Source organism: Halomonas sp. FeN2 (assembly GCF_020595105.1).
In the GTDB taxonomy this organism is placed as follows: domain Bacteria; phylum Pseudomonadota; class Gammaproteobacteria; order Pseudomonadales; family Halomonadaceae; genus Vreelandella; species Vreelandella neptunia.
Genome location: NZ_CP074200.1, coordinates 3,305,878 through 3,327,474 on the forward strand (window position 1 = coordinate 3,305,878; position 21,597 = coordinate 3,327,474).

At 56.6% G+C, this 21,597-nt stretch carries 13 protein-coding genes and 3 tRNA genes; 14 read left to right on the plus strand and 2 right to left on the minus strand.

Annotated elements, in window-relative coordinates:
- Positions 1 to 208: 208 nt before the first annotated feature.
- The 5 genes from gltB to eno all read left to right on the plus strand — a co-directional run bounded on the left by gltB (position 209) and on the right by eno (position 10,296).
- Positions 209 to 4,651 (plus strand): glutamate synthase large subunit, encoded by a 4,443-nt coding sequence (gene gltB / locus KF947_RS15310; protein ID WP_227404353.1) that lies wholly within the window; start codon positions 209 to 211, stop codon positions 4,649 to 4,651.
- A 36-nt stretch (positions 4,652 to 4,687) separates the two neighbouring features.
- The gene (locus KF947_RS15315) at positions 4,688 to 6,106 is read left to right on the plus strand and encodes an FAD-dependent oxidoreductase (protein ID WP_133730789.1); all 1,419 of its coding nucleotides are present in this window, start codon (positions 4,688 to 4,690) and stop codon (positions 6,104 to 6,106) included.
- A gap of 321 nt (positions 6,107 to 6,427) precedes the next feature.
- Positions 6,428 to 8,083 (plus strand): CTP synthase, encoded by a 1,656-nt coding sequence (locus KF947_RS15320; RefSeq protein WP_133730788.1) that lies wholly within the window; start codon positions 6,428 to 6,430, stop codon positions 8,081 to 8,083.
- Positions 8,084 to 8,095: 12 nt separating this feature from the next.
- Entirely contained in the window at positions 8,096 to 8,959 is an 864-nt protein-coding gene (gene kdsA, locus KF947_RS15325) for a 3-deoxy-8-phosphooctulonate synthase (protein WP_133730787.1), read from the plus strand.
- A gap of 47 nt (positions 8,960 to 9,006) precedes the next feature.
- Entirely contained in the window at positions 9,007 to 10,296 is a 1,290-nt protein-coding gene (gene eno, locus KF947_RS15330) for a phosphopyruvate hydratase (RefSeq protein ID WP_227404354.1), read from the plus strand.
- Between the two features lie 564 nt (positions 10,297 to 10,860).
- Here eno and fdxA read toward each other — a convergent pair.
- Together fdxA and mutS are read right to left on the minus strand one after the other, a co-directional pair.
- Positions 10,861 to 11,184: a ferredoxin FdxA gene (gene fdxA, locus KF947_RS15335; protein ID WP_007111508.1), complete on the minus strand. Its 324-nt coding sequence runs from the start codon at positions 11,182 to 11,184 to the stop codon at positions 10,861 to 10,863.
- A 290-nt stretch (positions 11,185 to 11,474) separates the two neighbouring features.
- Entirely contained in the window at positions 11,475 to 14,036 is a 2,562-nt protein-coding gene (gene mutS / locus KF947_RS15340) for a DNA mismatch repair protein MutS (protein WP_227404355.1), read from the minus strand.
- Between the two features lie 83 nt (positions 14,037 to 14,119).
- On the opposite strand from mutS, the gene KF947_RS15345 reads away from it, so the two are divergent.
- The 9 genes from KF947_RS15345 to KF947_RS15385 all read left to right on the plus strand — a co-directional run bounded on the left by KF947_RS15345 (position 14,120) and on the right by KF947_RS15385 (position 21,484).
- Entirely contained in the window at positions 14,120 to 14,653 is a 534-nt protein-coding gene (locus tag KF947_RS15345; RefSeq protein ID WP_227406304.1) for a CinA family protein, read from the plus strand.
- Positions 14,654 to 14,789: 136 nt separating this feature from the next.
- Positions 14,790 to 15,863, plus strand: a complete 1,074-nt coding sequence (recA, locus tag KF947_RS15350) for a recombinase RecA (protein ID WP_133730783.1) — start codon at positions 14,790 to 14,792, stop codon at positions 15,861 to 15,863.
- A 39-nt stretch (positions 15,864 to 15,902) separates the two neighbouring features.
- Positions 15,903 to 16,367, plus strand: a complete 465-nt coding sequence (locus KF947_RS15355; RefSeq protein WP_133730782.1) for a regulatory protein RecX — start codon at positions 15,903 to 15,905, stop codon at positions 16,365 to 16,367.
- 214 nt (positions 16,368 to 16,581) lie between these two features.
- Entirely contained in the window at positions 16,582 to 19,191 is a 2,610-nt protein-coding gene (alaS, locus tag KF947_RS15360; protein ID WP_227404356.1) for an alanine--tRNA ligase, read from the plus strand.
- A 99-nt stretch (positions 19,192 to 19,290) separates the two neighbouring features.
- Positions 19,291 to 20,541, plus strand: coding sequence for an aspartate kinase (locus tag KF947_RS15365; RefSeq protein ID WP_133730780.1), 1,251 nt, complete (start codon positions 19,291 to 19,293; stop codon positions 20,539 to 20,541).
- 194 nt (positions 20,542 to 20,735) lie between these two features.
- Entirely contained in the window at positions 20,736 to 20,924 is a 189-nt protein-coding gene (gene csrA / locus KF947_RS15370; protein WP_007111501.1) for a carbon storage regulator CsrA, read from the plus strand.
- 133 nt (positions 20,925 to 21,057) lie between these two features.
- Positions 21,058 to 21,150: transfer RNA gene (locus tag KF947_RS15375), tRNA-Ser, on the plus strand.
- 60 nt (positions 21,151 to 21,210) lie between these two features.
- Positions 21,211 to 21,287: transfer RNA gene (locus KF947_RS15380), tRNA-Arg, on the plus strand.
- A 120-nt stretch (positions 21,288 to 21,407) separates the two neighbouring features.
- Positions 21,408 to 21,484 (plus strand) — tRNA-Arg (locus KF947_RS15385).
- Positions 21,485 to 21,597: the final 113 nt, after the last annotated feature.

Genomic DNA, 21,597 nt, shown 5'->3' on the forward strand with positions numbered 1-21,597 from the left:
TTGAAAAGAGTTTCTCTAACGATGTGGGCGCCAAGAGATTGCGCAAAGTGGTTAGCAATCGCTATGCTGACCGGCCATTTTGTTGCGGCAGCGAACGTGGGAAGTACCCCATTCTGGGCAGGTTATAAGCACTATAAAAAAAGCGAAACCGTCCTTTATACCATAAGCACGCTGCTAAAAAAATACGCTGACTAGTAGAGGCACGCCCATGAATAGAGGTCTTCACCAGCCTGGCGAGTTTCGCGATAACTGTGGTTTTGGCCTGATTGCCCATATGGAAGGCCAGGCTAGCCACGATTTGCTGAAAACTGCCATTGAATCCCTGACCTGCATGACCCACCGGGGTGGTATCGCTGCCGACGGCAAAACCGGCGATGGCTGCGGTCTGCTGTTGAAAATGCCCACCCCGTTTATGCAGGCGCTGGCCAAAGAGGCGTTTGATGCTGAGCTTGGCGAACGCTTTGCTGTGGGTGTGGTGTTTCTACCCAACGATGATGCCCGTGAAGTGCATGCCCGCGATATCCTGACGGGTGAGCTGGAAGCACGTGGGCTGAACGTGGTTGGCTGGCGTGATGTGCCCACCGATTCCAGCGTGTGCGGCCCCATGGCGCTGGACTGCCTGCCGCGTATTCGCCAACTGTTTGTGCAGCCAGGTCAGGGCGAACACTTCGATGTTGACCTGTTTATGGCCCGCCGCCGCGCCGAGCAGGCGCTGCGCGATGAAGAAGACTTCTACGTCGCCTCACTGTCGTCAGAAGTGGTCTCTTATAAAGGTCTGGTGATGCCGGAAGACCTGCCGGCGTTTTATCAGGACTTGAATGACCCGCGCCTGGAAACCGCTATTTGCGTGTTCCACCAGCGCTTCTCGACCAATACCGCGCCGCGCTGGCCGTTGGCGCAGCCGTTCCGCCTTTTGGCCCACAACGGTGAGATCAACACCATTGAAGCCAACCGCGGCTGGGCGAACTCGCGTAAAGCCAATTTCGTTAACGACCGCCTGCCGGACATCGCTGAGCTGGATGAAATCGTCAATACCACTGGCTCCGACTCCTCCAGTATGGACAACATGCTGGAAGTGCTGCTGACCGGCGGTATGGAGCTGCACCGCGCGGTACGCATGATGGTGCCGCCCGCCTGGCAGAACGTCGAAACCATGGACGCCGAGCTACGCGCCTTCTACGAATATAACTCCATGCATATGGAACCGTGGGATGGCCCCGCGGGCGTGGTGATGACCGACGGCCGTCAAGCGGTGTGTATGCTCGACCGTAACGGCCTACGCCCGGCACGCTGGGTAATTACCAAGAATGGCTACATTACCCTTGCCTCTGAAATCGGCACCTACGGCTATAAGCCGGAAGACGTAGTCGCCAAAGGCCGTGTAGGTCCTGGCCAAATGCTCGCCGTGGATACCGAAACCGGCGAAGTGCTGCACACCACCGATATAGATGAACGGCTGAAGTCTGCTTATCCCTATAAGCGTTGGTTGAAGCAGGAGGCGAACTATTTAGAGTCGGCACTGACCGAGCTGGCGCGTTTCCAAACCATGGATACCGATTCGCTCAACGTGCAGCAGAAATTGTTCCAGGTTAGCTTCGAAGAGCGTGACCAGGTGCTGCGTCCGCTGGCGGAAAGCGGCCAGGAAGCCGTTGGCTCCATGGGCGATGATACGCCCATGGCGGTGCTTTCAAGCCGTCCGCGCCTGCTGACGGACTTCTTCCGTCAGAAGTTTGCCCAGGTCACTAACCCGCCCATTGACCCGCTGCGTGAAGCGATCGTTATGTCGCTGGAAACCTGCTGTGGCGCCGAGCTTAACGTCTTTAAAGCGACGCCTGAGCACGCCCACCGCTTGATCTTGACCACGCCGGTACTGTCGCCACGCAAATTTACCGCCCTGGTTAGCCAGGACGATCCGGCGTTTGCCAGCTATACGCTGTCGTTGGGATACGACCCTGAGCAGCAGAGTCTGCATCAAGCGCTAAAAGCGCTGTGTGAAGAAGCCGAAGCTCAGGTGCGCGCCGGTAAAGTCATTCTGGTGCTCACTGATGCTGAACTGACGAAAGGGCTGATTCCCATTCAGGCCGCCCTGGCCGTGGGCGCCGTGCACTCTCACTTGGGCCGGTTGGCGCTTCGCCCCAACGCCAACATTGTGGTGGAAACCGGCTACGCTCGTGATGCACACCAAATGGCCGTGCTGTTTGGCGTGGGCGCCACGGCGGTTTATCCGTGGCTCGCCTATCAGGTCATGGCGGATATGCACCGCACAGGCGAACTGACCGGTAACCCGGCGGACGGTCGTGAGAACTACCGTAAAGGCCTGCAGAAAGGCCTGTTCAAGATCCTGTCTAAAATGGGTATCTCGACGCTGGCTTCTTATCGCGGGTCGATGCTGTTTGAAGCCGTGGGCTTGGCAGATGAAGTGATGGATCTGTGCTTTGTCGGTATGGCTTCGCGCATTCAGGGCGCCGGTTTTGCCGAGCTTCAGATGCAGCAGGCGCTGCTGGCTAAAGATGCCTGGATTCCCCGTAAAGGCATCTCCCAGGGCGGCATGTTCAAGTATGTTCACGGCCACGAGTACCACGCCTACAACCCCGATGTAGTGATGTCGCTGCAGGCGGCGGTTCAGGAAGGCAGCTATACCAAGTGGAAGAAGTTTGCCCAGCTGGTGAACGAGCGTCCGGTGGCCACCATTCGTGACTTGCTCAAGCTCAAGCCTGCTGAGACACCGATTGCGCTGGATGAAGTAGAGCCGGTTGAAGATCTGCTGCCGCGCTTTGATAGCGCCGGTATGTCCTTGGGCGCGCTATCGCCAGAAGCCCACGAAGCGCTGGCCCAGGCCATGAACGAAGCTGGCGGCCGCTCAAACTCTGGTGAAGGCGGCGAAGACCCGTCGCGCTACGGCACTATCCGTAGCTCGAAAATCAAGCAGATTGCCTCCGGCCGCTTTGGCGTCACCCCGGCGTACTTGGTCAATGCGGAAGTGCTGCAGATCAAGGTCGCCCAGGGTGCTAAACCCGGCGAAGGCGGTCAGTTGCCCGGCGGTAAGGTAAACCAGCTGATTGCCCGGCTGCGCTACGCGGTACCCGGTGTGACGCTGATTTCACCGCCGCCGCACCACGATATTTACTCTATCGAGGATTTGGCTCAGCTGATTTTTGACCTTAAACAGGTCAATCCGGATGCCCAGGTGTCGGTGAAGCTGGTCTCTGAGCCGGGGATCGGCACGATCGCTACTGGTGTGGCCAAGGCCTACGCGGATCTGATTACCGTCTCTGGCTACGATGGCGGCACCGCGGCGAGCCCGCTGACCTCGATCAAGCACGCCGGTTCGCCCTGGGAGTTGGGGCTGCCGGAAGTGCACCAGGCGCTGCGTATCAACGGCCTGCGCGACAAAATTCGCCTGCAGACCGACGGCGGTCTGAAAACCGGCCTGGATGTAGTGAAAGCGGCTATTCTGGGCGCTGAAAGCTTCGGCTTCGGCACCGCGCCCATGGTGGCATTGGGCTGTAAGTACCTGCGTATCTGTCACCTCAACAACTGTGCCACCGGTGTCGCCACTCAGGACGACTTCCTGCGCGGCGAGCACTTCCGCGGTACGGTGGACATGGTCAAAAACTACTTCCGTTTTATCGCCGAAGAAGTGCGTGAGCTGATGGCGGCGCTGGGTGTGCGCAAACTCACCGACCTGATCGGGCGTACCGATCTGCTGGAAGTGCTGGAAGGCAATACCGCTTCCCAGCGCAAGCTCGATCTAACGCCGCTGCTGGCTAATGACTTTGTACCTAAAGATGCGCCGCAGTTCTGCAAGGTCAGCCGTAATGTGCCTCACGACCCGGGCGCTAAAAACAAAGAAGTGCTGGCGGCGCTGAAAGACGCTATCGAAAGCCAGTCGGGCGGTGAGTTTGATTTCACCATCACCAACTGTGACCGCAGCGTGGGCGCACTCACCTCGGGTGCCATTGCCAAACGCTACGGTGAAGAGGGGCTGGAAGCGGCGCCGCTCACGGCTAATTTCGTCGGCGTGGCGGGGCAGAGCTTCGGGGTATGGAATGCTCGGGGTCTGAATCTTTTCCTGGAAGGCGACGCCAACGACTACGTCGGCAAGGGCATGAACGGCGGCAGTATCGTGATTGTGCCGCCCAAAGTGAGTCAGTTCGAGAGCCATAAAACGGCCATTATCGGCAACACCTGTCTGTACGGTGCCACCGGCGGGACGCTGTTCGCCGCCGGTACTGCGGGTGAGCGCTTTGCGGTACGTAACTCGGGCGCTTCAGCGGTGATTGAAGGCGCAGGCGACCACTGCTGCGAATATATGACCGGCGGCTTGGTCTGTGTGCTGGGAGAGACCGGAGTCAACTTCGGCGCGGGCATGACCGGTGGGTTTGCCTATGTGTTGGATGAAGAGCGCACCTTCGTGGACAAGTACAACCATGAGCTGGTCGAGATCCACCGCGTTAACACGGAGGCAATGGAGGCGTATCGTCGTCACCTGCGTGAAATGATCGAAGCCTATGTGGCCGCGACGGGTTCCGCGCGTGGGGCGGCTATTTTGGAAGACTTCAGCGACTATGCGCGCCACTTCTGGCTGGTTAAGCCAAAAGCGGCCAGCTTGGGTAGTTTGCTGGATCAGTCTCGGCGTCAGCCGGAATAACCCGCTTATGCCCCTCACGCTGACAGGAGAGAGATCATGGCTAACCGTTTAAATAACGATTTTCAGTTTGTTGATGTGGGTCGTAAAGACCCGGAAAAGAAAGACGCCCGCGCCCGTGCCAAAGAGTTTGCGGAAATTTACGAACCGTTCAAACCCACCGATGCGGCCAGTCAGGCGCATCGCTGCCTGCACTGCGGTAACCCGTACTGCGAGTGGAAGTGCCCGGTGCACAACTATATTCCCAACTGGCTACAGCTGGTGGTGGAAGGCAACATCATTGAGGCCGCTGAGCTGTCGCACAAAACCAACTCGCTGCCCGAAGTGTGTGGTCGCGTGTGCCCGCAGGATCGCCTGTGCGAAGGCGACTGCACGCTGAATGATGGTTTCGGCGCGGTGACTATCGGTTCGGTGGAGAAGTACATCACCGATACGGCGTTCGCCATGGGCTGGCGCCCGGACATGTCCCACGTTACCTGGACAGATAAAAAAGTCGCCATCATTGGCGCAGGCCCTGCGGGCCTGGGCTGTGCGGATATTCTGGCCCGTAACGGCGTTAAGCCGGTGGTGTTCGACAAGTACCCGGAAATCGGTGGCCTGCTGACCTTTGGTATTCCCGAGTTCAAGCTGGAAAAGAGCGTGATGGAGCGCCGCCGCGCGGTCTTTGAAGAGATGGGCGTCGAGTTCCGCCTGAATACCGAGATTGGTACCGATATCGAGTTTGAGACCTTGATGCAGGAGTACGACGCCGTGTTCCTGGGTATGGGGACTTATAAATACATGGAAGGCGGATTCCCTGGTGAAGATCTGCCGGGCGTTTACAAAGCCCTCGATTTTCTGATTGCCAACGTCAACCGCTGCCTGGGCTTTGAAAAAGACCCCGACGACTATATCTCTATGGAAGGTAAGCGCGTGGTAGTGCTGGGCGGCGGTGACACGGCGATGGACTGTAACCGTACTTCCATCCGCCAGAACGCCACCAGCGTGACCTGTGCGTACCGTCGTGACGAAGGCAACATGCCGGGGTCGCGCCGTGAAGTCTCCAATGCTCGTGAAGAGGGCGTTGAGTTTCTGTTCAACCGTCAGCCGGTGGCGGTCGTCGGTGAAGAGAAGGTCGAAGGCGTGAAAGTTGTGCGCACACGCTTGGGTGAGCCGGATGAAAACGGCCGTCAGCGTCCTGAAGTGGTACCGGGCTCTGAAGAGATCATTGCGGCGGATGCTGTGGTTATCGCTTTCGGCTTCCAGGCAAGCCCGGCACCGTGGTTCGATAGCGCCAATATTCAGGTCGACGAGCGAGATCGCGTCACCGCGCCGGAGCACGGCCAGTACGCGTTCCAAACCAGCAACGAAAAAATCTTTGCCGGTGGCGATATGGTGCGCGGCTCTGATTTGGTGGTCACAGCGATTTACGAAGGCCGCCAGGCAGCCGAAGGTATTCTGGATTACCTGGGAGTGTAAATCGGAGCAATGGGGTGCCTGCGGCACCCTTCGCCGAAATGTCGAACCACGCTGAAGCTCCCTCCCACAAGGGCAACAAGCACCACCTGAGTCCCATCAGGATTCGAACTGAAGCTCCCACAAGGGCTGCAAGCACTCCTTACTCTCATCAGGCTCGGAACTATTGTGGGAGGGAGCTTTAGCTCGCGATTGACCTTTTATACAGGCGAGCCAATCGAAGAGTAGTTCAAATTGAGCCTTAGGTCGTAATCTGCTAGTCTGTCGACCCATCCTGGCGTGGCTTTCTGCCGTGCCTTCTGATCACGTTTCGACAGGTTATCCATGACACGATATATCTTCGTGACCGGCGGCGTTGTGTCCTCTCTTGGCAAGGGCATCGCCTCCGCCTCGCTTGCGGCGATTTTAGAGGCCCGCGGCCTTAAGGTCACCATGCTCAAGCTCGACCCGTACATCAACGTGGATCCGGGCACCATGAGCCCCTTCCAGCACGGTGAGGTGTTCGTCACAGAAGATGGCGCCGAAACCGATCTTGATCTCGGGCATTACGAGCGCTTTATTCGCACCAAAATGACCCAGCGCAACAACTTTACGACCGGCCGTGTTTACGAGCACGTACTGCGTAAAGAGCGCCGTGGCGACTATCTTGGTGGCACCGTTCAGGTCATTCCGCATATCACCGATGAGATTAAACAGCGCGTTTACGCGGGCGGTGAAGGTTTTGATGTGGCGCTGGTAGAGATTGGAGGAACGGTCGGTGATATCGAATCGCTGCCCTTCCTGGAGTCGATCCGCCAAATCCGTAGTGAGCAGGGTGCCAACCGCGCGCTGTTTATGCACCTGACCCTGGTGCCCTACATCAAAACGGCAGGTGAGACCAAAACCAAACCGACCCAGCACAGCGTTAAAGAGCTGCGCTCTATCGGTATCCAGCCGGATATTCTGATTTGCCGCAGCGAAGTGGAGCTGGAAGAGAGCGAGCGCCGCAAAATCGCCCTGTTCACCAACGTCGAAGAGCGTGCCGTGGTGCCGCTGCAGGATGCCGATACGATTTATCGCATTCCGTTGATGCTCCACGAACACGGCTTAGACGAGATCGTTTGCGATAAGCTGCGCCTTGAAGCGCCTGAAGCCGATTTATCTGAATGGGTGAAGGTGCTGGATGCCAAGCTCAACCCGCTCAAATCCGTCAGCATCGCCATGGTCGGTAAGTACATGGAACTGCTGGATGCTTACAAGTCGCTCAACGAAGCGCTGATTCACGCCGGTATCCAGGGTCGTATCAAGGTCAACGTCGACTATATCGATTCCGAAGATATCGAGCGTCATGGCACTGAGCGCCTGGCAGGTAAAGACGCCATTCTGGTGCCCGGCGGCTTTGGCGAACGCGGCGTAGAGGGCAAAATTATGACCGCTCAATTCGCCCGGGAAAACAGCGTACCGTATCTGGGGATTTGCCTGGGTATGCAGGTAGCGGTGATTGAGTTTGCCCGTAATGTGGCAGGCTGGAACGACGCCAACTCTACTGAGTTCACCCACGACACCCAGCACCCGGTAGTCGGTTTGATCACCGAATGGCTAAGCCCGGAAGGCAAAATCGAACTGCGCGATGCGGCGTCCGATCTGGGCGGCACTATGCGCTTAGGTGGCCAGGTATGTCATTTGGCGTCGGGTTCTAAAGCGCGCGAAGCCTATGGTTCCGACGAGATTGTTGAGCGTCATCGTCACCGCTTCGAGGTCAATAATCAGTTTATCGATGAACTTGAAAAAGCCGGGCTGGTTATCTCGGGTAAGAGCGTTGATCAGTCGCTGGTGGAAATGGTCGAGTTGGCGGATCACCCCTGGTACGTGGCCTGTCAGTTCCATCCAGAGTTCACGTCGACGCCCCGTGATGGACACCCACTGTTCTCGGGCTTTGTTAACGCCGCCCTGGATCACAAAACAGCGCGTAGTCGTGCCCATGCGAATGCGCAGGAATAAGAGGGCAAAAGCATGGCTTCTCAAGATGGATCGCAAGAGCGTCATATTAATGTTGCCGGCTTAACTGCCGGCAATTCATTGCCGCTAATGCTGCTGGGTGGCATGAACGTGCTGGAGTCTGCCGAGCTTGCCGACGAAGTTGCCCAAGCTTACGTCACGGTGACCCAGAAGCTGGGTATGCCCTACGTGTTCAAGGCCAGCTTCGATAAAGCCAATCGCAGTTCGATTCACTCCTACCGCGGCCCGGGTATCGAGAAAGGGTTGCAGATCCTGGCCGATATCAAAGCTCGCCACAACGTGCCGGTCATCACCGACGTGCACGAGCCCTGGCAGGCGCAAGCAGCCGCTGAAGTGGCTGACATTATCCAACTGCCGGCCTTTTTGGCTCGCCAAACCGATTTGGTGGTCGCCATGGCCAAAACCGGTGCGGTCATCAATATCAAAAAGCCGCAGTTTTTGGCGCCCCATGAAATGCGCCATATCCTCAGCAAGTTCCAGGAAGCCGGTAACGACCGGCTGATGCTCTGCGAGCGCGGCTCAAGCTTTGGTTACAACAACCTGATTGTTGATATGCTGGGCTTTGGTGATATGAAGCAAACCGGCTATCCGGTAGTTTTCGATGTGACCCATGCGCTGCAGCGCCCCGGTGGGCGTGCCGACAGTGCTGACGGTCGTAGGGCACAGGTGGCCGAATTGGCCCGAGCAGGTGTGGCTGTCGGCCTTGCAGGGCTGTTTTTGGAAGCCCACCCTGACCCAGACAACGCCAAATGCGATGGGCCCTGTGCGCTGCCGTTGGATCAATTAGAGCCGTTCTTGACTCAACTTGTGCAGTTAGATGCGCTGGTTAAAGGGTTTGAGCCGCTAACGATTCGCTAGGGCGTTATATTAATAATTTTATCTGACTAACAGGAAAGGATACTGCCATGACCAAAATTGTTGCTATCAGTGCGTTGGAAGTGCTGGATTCCCGTGGTAACCCGACCGTGCAAGCGCACGTCCGTCTAGCTAGCGGTGCTGTCGGTGAAGCCTGTGCTCCCAGCGGTGCCTCAACTGGCTCCCGGGAAGCGTTAGAGCTGCGCGACGGCGATAAGTCGCGCTACCTGGGCAAGGGCGTGCTGAAAGCAGTCGATGCGGTCAATGGCAAAATTCGTGATGCGCTGCTGGGTATGGACGCGCGTGATCAGCGTGGCCTGGACGATGCCATGCTGGCGCTGGACGGCACTGAGAACAAGGCGAACCTGGGTGCGAATGCCATTCTAGCCGTTTCCCTGGCGGCGGCTAAAGCAGCTGCTAACGCCAAAGGTGTACCGCTCTACGCCCATATTGCCGAGCTCTACGGCCAACCTGGCCAGTACAGCATGCCGGTACCAATGATGAACATCATCAACGGCGGCGAGCACGCGGATAACAACGTCGATATCCAGGAATTTATGGTGCAGCCAGTGGGCGCCCCTAACTTCCGCGAAGGGCTGCGCATGGGCGCGGAAATTTTCCACGCGCTGAAGAAAGTGCTCTCGGCCAAAGGGCTCTCTACCTCCGTCGGTGACGAGGGTGGTTTTGCACCTAACCTGGCGTCCAACGCTGATGCGCTAGCGGTGATTAAACAGGCCGTTGCCGATGCAGGCTACGAGCTGGGTAAAGACGTAACGCTAGCGCTGGACTGCGCGTCTTCCGAATTCTACAAAGACGGTCAATACAACCTTTCCGGTGAAGGCAAAAGCTACGACGCCCAAGGCTTTACTGATTACCTGGCAGGCCTGTGCGCCGATTACCCGATCGTCTCTATCGAAGACGGCATGGATGAATCCGATTGGGCAGGTTGGAAAGCGCTAACCGACAAGCTGGGCGATAAAGTGCAGCTGGTGGGTGATGATCTATTCGTCACCAATACCAAGATTCTCAAGCGTGGTATTGATGAGCAGATCGGTAACTCTATCCTGATCAAGTTCAACCAGATCGGCTCGCTCTCCGAGACGTTGGATGCGATCAAGATGGCTCAGGATGCAGGCTTCACGGCGGTTATTTCTCACCGCTCCGGTGAAACCGAAGACACCACCATTGCGGATTTGGCAGTGGGCACCTGTGCCGGTCAGATCAAAACGGGCTCACTGTGCCGCTCTGACCGGGTTGCCAAGTACAACCGTCTGTTGGTGATTGAAGCGGAGCTGGGTGATGTGACCTACCCCGGTTTGAAAGCCATCAAAGGGCAGTAAAACGTCGATATCGAGCGAATTTTTAGAGGCGCTTGTAAGAGATGTCTCAAAATTTTGTAAGAGATATCTTACAAATGCCGACGAGATTCGCTCGGTTTGGGGTAAGAAATAGCCTAATTTACCACTAATTTAAATTTAATTTATTGTTTTTAAAGTACTTTTTGAAAATTGGCGAGTCGCCTAGACTCGCCTTTTTGCATTTTGGCTTTGTTGAGAAGCCGCTGTGATATGCCACAATATACACAGGACAAGGGGAGGCAAGGACGCTTCAGTCAGGATGCAGCGGGATGTAGGCAGATGCGCCGGGTGATACAGTGAGGTAAGCCCCGGCAAGGAAGTCATCTGAGGAGGTTGATCCAGGGAGTGGTCAGAGGAAGTGCTTGGAGCGGGCGGCCTACGGGCCGCCTTTTTTTGTCCGTAATTTGGCGGCACATCTTTGACGCGGTACTTTCGATGCCACAAAAAAACCAACGCAGTTTTTAACAACAAGCGTTGGTTTTAAAGGTGGTTTTTAAAGAGAGCCTTTAAAAAGAGCGATGTGCTGATTTTAAATCGTCGCAGCGTTTAGCGCTCTAATTTCTCAAGCTTCCCGGGCTTGCCATCCCACTCTTCGGCGTCTGGCAGCGGATCTTTTCGCTCGGCTATGTTCGGCCATACTTCGGCCATCTCAGCGTTAATCTCGATAAAGGCCTCCTGCCCATCCGGCAGCTCATCCTCGGAGAATATCGCCTCGGCGGGGCACTCGGGCTCACACAGCGCGCAGTCGATACACTCGTCAGGATGAATGACCAGGAAGTTCGGGCCCTCGTAGAAACAGTCGACCGGGCAGACTTCCACACAGTCGGTGTATTTGCACTGGATGCAGTTCTCGGTAACGACAAACGTCATCTTGCTATCCCTCTTGCAGGGCCGGGTAACTCCCAGCCATGGTCAATCGTGAATGGTTATAAATCAGCCGTTTTTTATAAGCTAAAAGTTTGAGCGACATTCTAGAGGTGCGCCTACCTGGCGGCAAGCGCCATCTGAATCCAGTTGATAGCGATACCAGTACAGGTTTCCGCGAGGGCGCCGTGAGCCCCACCGTGGGCGCTACTTTAAACGGCTCTGTCGAAAGACCCTCGCTTCAACCTGCCCTGACACCTGAATCTCACTTATCGCCTTTCATGCTATAAGCACCATTAGATCAGGTCTCGCCACTGATACAACAGCGATAGCGCTTCCCGCGGCGTTAAGTCATCCATATCGACGTTTTCCAACGCCTCGACCACCGGGTGTGGTGCAGCGGCGAACAGATCGTTTTGCTGCGGTGCTGTTCGCGGTGCCTGCGCCGTATTATCCACATCGCGCTGCTCCAAACTTATCAGTTTCTCGCGGGCACGCTTAATCACATGGTTGGGTACACCCGCCAATTGCGCCACCTGCAAACCATAGCTCTGGCTGGCCGGGCCTGCTTCGATGCGGTGCATAAACACAATGCTGTCGCCATGCTCGGTCGCCGTTAGGTGGATATTGGCCACCCCTTCCATATGCTCAGGCAGCGCCGTCATTTCAAAGTAGTGGGTCGCAAACAGCGTTAGCGCACGCCCTTTGGCCAAATGTTCAGCGCTTGCCCAAGCCAGCGACAAGCCGTCAAAGGTGCTGGTGCCGCGGCCAATCTCATCCATCAGGATCAAGCTTTGCTGGGTGGCATTATGGAGAATATTAGCTGTTTCGGTCATCTCGACCATAAAGGTAGAGCGCCCGCCCGCCAAGTCATCCGATGAGCCAATGCGGGTGAATATTCGATCCAGCGGGCCGATCTCGGCGGCGTCGGCGGGCACAAAGCTACCGCAATGTGCCAGTAGGGCGATGAGCGCCGTCTGGCGCATATAGGTTGATTTACCGCCCATATTGGGGCCGGTAATAATCAACATATGCTGGTCAGGGTTAAGCGTCACGTCGTTGGGTACAAAGGGCGTCTCGCTGACCTGCTCGACTACCGGGTGGCGCCCCGCATCAATTTGAATGCCGGTGGATTCACTTAGCGTTGGGCGTACCCAGTTCAACGCCTCGGCGCGTTCGGCAAAGGCGCACAGCACGTCCAGCTCGGCTAGCGCTTGAGAGGTGCTTTGTAGCGCGTGAAGGCTGTTGTTAAGGTCGCCCAGCAGTTGGTCGTAAAGCCATTTTTCGCGAGTGAGCGCACGAGATTTGGCCGATAGCGCCCTATCCTCAAACTCTTTAAGCTCAGGAATAATAAACCGTTCGGCATTTTTCAGCGTTTGGCGTCGAATATAGTCGGCAGGCGCCTGCTGGGCTTGTGAACGCGGTAGTTCAATGAAGTAGCCGTGCACCCGGTTGTAGCCCACTTTGAGATTGGCTAGCCCCGTGCGCTCACGCTCGCGAATCTCTAGCTGAATCAGGTAGTCGCCGGCGTTCTCTGCCATGCCGCGATGCTCATCCAGCTCGGCATCAAAGCCGTCGGCAATTACGCCACCATCGCGGATCACCACCGGCGGATTTTCTACCAGCGCGCGGCTGAGCATATCGGCCATTTCTGGGTAGGGGCGAATATGCGGGCGCAGGTTATCCAGCGCGCTGCCGCTCTCAACCTCGCTAAGCTGCTGCTCCAGTTCCGGGAGTGTTACCAGTGCATCCCGCAGCCGCGCCAAATCGCGTGGACGGGCACTATATAGCGCCACCCGGGCCAAAATGCGCTCCACGTCGCCCACTGCGCTCAACGTCTCGCGCAGCGGCATATAGGCAGCGTCCAGACTTAGCAGCGCTACCCCCGCATGACGGGCCTGGACAATCTCGCGTTGACGCAGCGGGCGGTTAAGCCAGCGTTTGAGCAGCCGCGAACCCATGGCTGTGGTACAGGTGTCCAGCACGCTGGCCAGGGTGTTGTCGCTACTGCCGCCCAAGTTGATATCAATTTCCAGATTGCGGCGGCTGGCGGCGTCGATCACCACCGCGTCGTCGCGGTTTTCAACGCTGATCGCGGTTACGTGGGGCAGGCGCGAGCGCTGAGTGTCACGGGCGTAATCGATTAATACCCCGGCAGCAATCAGCGCGGTGGTTAAGTGTGCACAGCCAAAGCCGCGTAAATCCTGTACTTCAAACTGATCACACAGGCTGCGGGTGGCGCTTTCCAAATCAAACAGCCACTCGCCCTGGCGGCGCAGGCTGCGCTTTTGTGACCAGGCATCGGGTAGCGTTAGGCTTTCGGGCACCAGCAGCTCGGCCGGGGAGAGGCGCGTCAGCTCGGCGAGCATTTCGGCTTCGCTGTCTACTTCCAGCACATTGAAGCGGCCGCTGGAGAGTTCCAGCCAGGCAAGGCCCCAGCTCTCTTTTCCGGGCGAAACGGATACCAGTACGTTGTCGCGGCGCGCATCGAGCAGCGCTTCATCGTGGAGCGTACCGGGAGTGACAATACGCACCACCTGGCGGTCAACAGGCCCTTTGCTGGTAGCAGGGTCGCCAATTTGCTCACAAATAGCCACCGACTCGCCGCCGGCGACCAAGCGCGCTAGATAGCCCTCAGCACTGTGGTAGGGTACGCCCGCCATCGGGATCGGCTTGCCGCCAGACTGCCCGCGCTGGGTGAGGGTAATATCCAGCAGCGCGGCGGCGCGCTTGGCGTCGTCGAAAAACAGTTCGTAAAAATCCCCCATGCGGTAGAACAGCAGTACCTCGGGGTGCTCGCGCTTGATCTTTAAATATTGCGTGATCATGGGCGTGTTAGGGGGAATGGCCTGTGACATGGGCGTCCTGATTGAGCAATTTCTTTGAGAAAGCTAAACGCAGTATTCTACGCTGAACAGACGACTCACTTGAAGGAGCGACCATAGTGCCCAGCGAAACTAGCCTGAAAAATCTCGATTTAACCCTGTTAGCTCAGCGGCTGGGGCGGCTGTGTAAGCAGCAGGATGTGGAAGTGACCGCTGCGGAATCATGCACGGGGGGCGGTATTGCCAGCGCCATTACCGAGGTGGCGGGTAGCTCAGCTTATTTCACGACGGGCTATGTAACCTATGCGAATGCCGCTAAAACTCGCTTACTGGGTGTGCCCGAGACCACGCTGGCCGAGCACGGTGCCGTCAGCAAAGAGGTCGTTAAAGCCATGGTGATAGGCGCATGCCGTGAAAGTGGTGCAGGACTAGCCGTTGCCGTTAGCGGTGTGGCTGGCCCAGATGGCGGTAGCGATGCGAAGCCGGTGGGGACGGTGTGGCTGGCCTGGGGAGATACCGCTTCCCAGGAAGCTGAGTGCTTCCACTTTCCTGGAGATCGCTCGGCAGTTCGGGAGCAAGCCGTGCGTCAGGCCTTGGTAGGGCTGGTGGCACGCCTGAATGCGAGTGAAAAAGCGAGCAAGACGAACTAATCGTAAGAAAAAGGTGCTTAGGCAAAAAAGAGTGTTAAGAAAATAGATGAGAGAAAGCGCGATCAAGGATTTGTTTACGGCGTAATCTTTGGCATACTACTGGCTAATTATACAGCTTGTTATGAGGAATCTCTGAATGGCTCAGGATGACAACCGCACTAAAGCGCTAAACGCTGCACTCACCCAAATCGACCGTCAGTTCGGCAAGGGCACCGTCATGCGTCTAGGCGACGCGCCGCGTGTCGTCATGCCGTCGGTTTCCACCGGTTCATTGGGTCTGGATATCGCCCTCGGCATCGGCGGCCTGCCGTTTGGCCGTGTGTGTGAGATCTTCGGCCCGGAGTCGTCGGGTAAAACGACCCTGACCCTTTCGGTGATTGCTCAGGCGCAGAAGCAGGGCAAAGTGTGTGCCTTCGTGGATGCCGAACACGCCCTTGACCCCAGCTACGCAGAAAAACTGGGTGTTAATCTGGATGACCTGCTGGTTTCCCAGCCGGATACCGGCGAGCAGGCGCTGGAAATTACCGACATGCTGGTTCGCTCCGGCGGTGTTGATGTGATCGTTATCGACTCGGTCGCAGCTCTAACGCCGCGGGCTGAAATCGAAGGCGAAATGGGTGATTCCCACGTTGGCCTGCAGGCGCGTTTGATGTCTCAGGCGCTGCGTAAAATCACCGGTAATATCAAAAACGCCAACTGTTTGGTGATCTTCATCAACCAGATCCGCATGAAGATCGGCGTCATGTTTGGTAGCCCCGAAACCACTACCGGCGGTAACGCGCTGAAGTTCTATGCCAGCGTGCGTCTGGATATTCGTCGTACCGGCTCGGTGAAAGTGGGTGATGAAGTCACCGGTAACGAAACCCGCGTGAAAGTAGTCAAAAACAAGGTGGCGCCGCCGTTCCGTCAAGCTGAATTCCAGATTCTTTACGGTAAGGGTATCTACCACGCCGGTGAGGTCATCGACCTGGGCGTGCAGTGCAACCTGGTCGACAAAGCCGGTGCCTGGTACAGCTATAAAGGTAAGAAAATCGGTCAGGGTAAAGCCAATTCAGCGCTCTATCTGGAAGAGCACCCGGAGATCATGCTCGAAATCGAAACACAGATTCGTGAACAGCTCCTGGCCAAGCCCGATCCTAAAAAGGAGAAGGAAGATGCACCTGCCGAAGCAGCGGCAGAGCTGGATGCGGGTGATGACGATCTGCTTTAAGCCGATTCTACCCAAGCCGACGATGTCCAAGACAAACTGATGGCATTCACCTCCCAGCGTGATGCCACGCCCCGTGATATCGCTATTGGCTTACTGGCTCGGCGCGAATACTCCCGCGCCGAGCTCGCCCAGCGCCTGAAGAAAAAATCCTTCGACGATGCCGCTATTGATGAATGCTTGGATGCCTTGGTTGAGCAAGGGCTGCAGTCTGACGCGCGCTTTGCGGCCAGTTTCGTGCGCTCGCGCATTCTGCGTGGCCAGGGCGTGATTCGTATTAAAGGCGAGTTGCGCCAACGCGGTGTTGACCAGGAAACCCTTACTGCCGCTTTTGAAGAGGTGGAGGAGGGCGAGCAGGTCGACTGGTTTGAGCTGGCCAGGGAAACCCTGGCGCGGCGGTTTGATAGCCCCGGCGAGACGCCGAAAGAGCGCGCTAGGCGCGAACGCTTTCTCGCCAGTCGCGGCTTCGATTTCGAACAAATTCGCTACGCGCTCTCCTGTCTTTAATACGTTTTCCCCAGCCTGTAAAAATCCCCCTCTTACATTTCTAATGGCGCTCTAATACGCTTGTTCACCTGGTTGACCACACCGCTGATTTCCTTTCTGCCACTAAGTGCGGCTTTAGTCGTTTGACAACTGCGCTATAATGGCTGCTTTGCGACCCCTGAGGGTAGCGGCAACAGCGCCCTGGGACATCACGCTTTCTTGTTACGGATACCCTATGAAAAGCGCAGAGATTAGACAGGCCTTTCTTTCCTTCTTCGAAGAGCAGGGGCACACGATTGTACCCACCAGCTCCTTAGTGCCGGGCAACGACCCGACGCTGCTGTTTACCAATGCCGGTATGGTGCCGTTTAAAGATGTGTTTCTAGGCCGCGACCCGCGTCCTTACGTGCGCGCCACCTCTGCGCAGCGCTGCGTTCGTGCAGGCGGTAAGCATAATGATTTAGACAACGTCGGCTATACCGCGCGCCACCACACCTTCTTTGAGATGCTGGGTAACTTCAGCTTTGGCGACTACTTCAAGCGCGACGCCATTCGCTTTGCCTGGGTGTTTTTAACCGAAACGCTGGGGCTCCCCAAAGACAAGCTGTGGGTAACGGTACACATCAGCGATGACGAAGCTGAGCGCATCTGGAAAGATGAGATCGGCATCGACCCTGAGCGCTTCTCCAAGCTGGATGAAGATAATTTCTGGCAGATGGGCGACACCGGCCCCTGTGGCCCCAGTTCGGAAATCTTCTTTGATCACGGCCCTGAGGTTTGGGGCGGCCCGCCGGGCAGCCCGGAAGAAGACGGCGACCGCTACATCGAAATCTGGAACCTGGTGTTCATGCAGTTTGATCGCGATGCCCAGGGCACGCTCAACCCGCTGCCCAAGCCCTCCATCGATACTGGTATGGGGCTGGAGCGTGTTGCTGCCGTGATGCAGGGCGTGCACTCCAACTATGAGATCGACCTGTTCCAGAACCTGCTGCAGGCTGCAGCTAAAGCGACCGGACACCCTGATACTGCTACGCCCTCGCTGCGCGTGATTGCCGATCATATCCGCTCCTGTGCCTTCCTGATTGCCGATGGCGTGCTGCCTTCCAACGAAGGGCGCGGCTATGTACTGCGTCGAATCATTCGCCGCGCGATTCGGCACGGCCATAAGCTGGGCGCAGTAGAGCCGTTCTTCCACAAGCTGGTTGAGGCGCTGGATGCGGAGATGGGCGATGCCTATCCGGAGCTACGTGAAGCGAGTGATCAAATTGCCCGTGTACTGCTAAAAGAAGAAGAGCAGTTTGCACGCACCCTGGATCACGGTATGGGGCTCTTAAATGCGGCTCTGGCCGAGCTGGATGGCAAGGTGCTGCCCGGTGAGACGGTGTTTAAGCTTTACGACACCTACGGCTTTCCCTTCGATCTCACCGCCGATGTTTGTCGTGAGCGCGGCGTTAGCCTGGACGAAGAGGGCTTTCAGCAGGCGTTAGAGGCCCAGCGTGAACGCGCACGGGCGGCCAGCCAGTTTGGCGCTGACTACAGCGCCTCTATCGAGCTGGAGGGTGAAACGGCCTTTACCGGCTACGACCGCTTGGAAGACCAGGCCAAGATAACCGCGCTGGTCGACAGTGAAGGCAATGCACTGGCCGCGCTGGAAGCGGGGCAGAAGGGCGTCGTGGTGCTAGACCGTACGCCATTTTACGGCGAGTCGGGCGGCCAGGTGGGCGATACCGGCTACCTGTACGTTGACGGCGGCCGTTTCCAGGTCACCGATACTCAAAAGCAGAGCGGCCATCATCTTCACCAGGGCATGATGGTGGAAGGCTCGCTAAGCGTCGGTGCCAGTGTTCGCGGTGAAGTGGACGCCAGCCTGCGTACAGCCACCCTTCGCAATCACTCGGCCACCCACCTGCTGCATCAAGCGCTGCGCATGGTGTTGGGTGATCACGTGCAGCAAAAAGGCTCGCTGGTTAACGCCGAGCGCCTGCGCTTTGACTTTAGCCACTTCGAGCCGATGACCCCCGAGCAGTTGGCGGAAGTCGAGCGGCTGGTCAACGAACAGATCTTGGCCAACGCGCCGACCAAGATCGAACAGATGAGCCTGGATCAAGCCAAGGCCAAGGGCGCAGCAGCGCTGTTTGAGGCCAAGTACGCCGAGAACGTGCGGGTACTGACCATTGGCGCCGACGACTTCTCTATCGAATTGTGCGGTGGTACCCATGTGGCACGCAGCGGTGATATTGGCTGCTGCCATGTGATGAGCGAAGTGGGCATTGCTTCCGGTGTGCGCCGCATCGAAGCGATTACCGGCGAAAATGCGCTGGCCTACTTCCGCGAGCAGGAAGCCCGCCTCGAACGCTTGGGCGAACGCTTGAAGACCAAGCCCGAACAGGTTGAAGCGCGGGTAGAATCACTGGTTGAGCGCAACCGTAGCCTGGAAAAAGAGCTTGAGCAGCTCAAGGCCAAGCTAGCCAGCGCGGCAGGTAGCGATATGCTCAGCCAGGTGCAGGAGATCAACGGCGTTAAGCTGCTGGCGACGCAGCTGGATGGCGTATCAGGCAAAGATCTGCGCGGCGTCCTTGATCAGCTTAAGAACAAGCTAAGCTCTGGGGTGATTATCCTCGGCGTTGCCGATCAGGCGGCGGGCAAAGTGAGCCTGATTGCTGGGGTGACCCAGGATCTGACCGGCCGAGTGAAAGCCGGTGAGCTGGTTAACCATGTTGCTTCCCAGGTGGGAGGGAAGGGCGGCGGCCGCCCCGACATGGCCCAAGCGGGAGGTAGTCAACCCGACGCCCTGCCGGATGCGTTGAAGAGCGTACCGGTATGGTTGGAAAACGTTCTTAGCTAAACCTTAAGGCCGGTGGCATTATTGCTACCGGCCTTATTATTTATTTAAAACTGATGACACTTTCACCCTCCATTCCCGAACGCATAGGAAAAACGGCATATGGCACTATACGTACAGAAGTTCGGCGGCACTTCGGTGGGCTCTGTCGAGCGTATCAAGGCCGTAGCGGAAAAGGTTAAGGGTTTCCGCGATCAAGGCCACCAGGTAGTGGTCGTGGTCTCCGCCATGAGCGGCGAAACTAACCGCCTTACCGATATGGCCCAGGCGCTTAACGACGATCCCGCACCGCGCGAGATGGACATGCTGCTGTCGACCGGCGAGCAGGTCACTATTTCACTGCTCGCCATGGCGCTTCAGCAAATCGGTGTGCCAGCCACTTCGCACACAGGCGCCCAGGTAGGTATTCATACCGATAGCGCCTATACCAAAGCGCGTATCCAGCGCATTGAAACCGAAGACCTAAAGGCCGACCTGGAAGCAGGGCAGGTAGTGGTTGTAGCCGGTTTCCAAGGGGTCGATGAAGACGGCAATATCACTACCCTGGGTCGCGGTGGTTCCGACACTACTGGGGTAGCCCTTGCTGCCGCGTTAGGTGCCGATGAGTGCCAGATTTACACCGATGTGGATGGGGTATACACCACAGACCCCCGTGTCTGCTCCAAAGCCCAGCGTTTATCGAGCATTACCGTGGAAGAGATGCTGGAGCTGGCCAGCCTCGGCTCTAAAGTGCTGCAGATTCGCGCGGTAGAGTTTGCGGGTAAATACAACGTGCCCCTGCGGGTGCTGTCGAGCTTTGAAGATGGCCCCGGTACCCTAATTGTTGCAGAAGCAGACCAAGACGAGGACGCTATGGAAGAACCACTGATCTCCGGTATCGCTTTTACCAAAAATGAAGCAAAATTAACCCTGCTCAATACCCCGGACGTGCCGGGTGTCGCATCGCGCATCCTAGGTCCTATTGCCGATGCCAATATCGAAGTTGATATGATTGTGCAGAACGTGGCGCCGGCCGGTGACTATACCGACTTTACCTTTACGGTTGCTAAGGGCGACTATAAGGCCACTAAAAAGCTGCTTGAAGAGACGGTGATCCCTGATTTAGGTGGCGGTGAGCTGCGTGGCGATGACAATATTGCTAAGGTTTCTTTAGTGGGTGTGGGTATGCGTTCTCACGCTGGCGTGGCGTCAAAAATGTTCCGCGTTCTCGCCGACGAAAACGTCAATATCCGTATGGTCTCCACCTCTGAGATTAAAATCTCGGTCGTTATTGATGAGAAGCATATGGAGCTGGCTGTTAACGCATTACACAAAGCTTTTGGTTTAGATAAGGCAGATATCGAATCTGAATAACATTTATGCCTTAAACCTTCTACGCTGAAGGGGTACTTGCTGCCGTGTGGTGGTGAGCTTTCTTTCAACGGGAGGTATAAGGTGTCATGGAGCCGGAGTCTTTGGTGATAGGCAACGCTATGCCGCATAATGGCGTAGTGTTGCCCCCGGCTGACATATCCCGTTGCATAAAACGTCTGAAAAGGAGATCAGCCATGCTCATCCTAACTCGCCGTGTTGGCGAAACCCTGATGATCGGTGATGAAATCACCGTCACCGTGCTAGGTGTGAAAGGCAATCAAGTACGTATTGGCGTTAATGCGCCCAAAGATGTGGCAGTTCACCGTGAAGAGATTTACCAGCGTATTCAGCGTGAACGAAACAGTGAAAACGAAGTGGAATAAGACTTGCGGGCTTGCATAATGACTCAATGCTCAAGGCGTAAGATTATATGTAAGATATGGCCGGTGCGAAAAAAATCCGTATAGGACTAGACACAAGTAGGCTAAATCGGTAATATTCGCGCCGTGCCGTTAAGGAGAGGTGGCCGAGTGGCTGAAGGCGCTCCCCTGCTAAGGGAGTATAGGGTTTATAGCCCTATCGAGGGTTCGAATCCCTCTCTCTCCGCCAACCGCATGGCCAGTACTTAGCTAGCAAGTAGTATTTAGTAAGTATATGGTCACAAGGTATGCGCCCGTAGCTCAGCTGGATAGAGTACCTGACTACGAATCAGGGGGTCGGAGGTTCGAATCCTCCCGGGCGCGCCACCTTGCTATAGAAGCAGATGTTCGATAAAAACAGGTGTTAGCCATCTGTTAGTTAAAGCATTAAAAGTGCGAACAGCACATTGAAAATGTAAGCGCTAAAAACGTTAGACGCAACATTACGCGCCCGTAGCTCAGCTGGATAGAGTACCTGACTACGAATCAGGGGGTCGGAGGTTCGAATCCTCCCGGGCGCGCCAGATTCCAAAACCCGCTCTCTTATTGAGAGCGGGTTTTCTGTTTCCAGCCTGACCGCTAGTTTCTAGCCTGACCGGAAGTAGCTCGCGCCCCGGTCTTGCGATCGTGTGTAGCG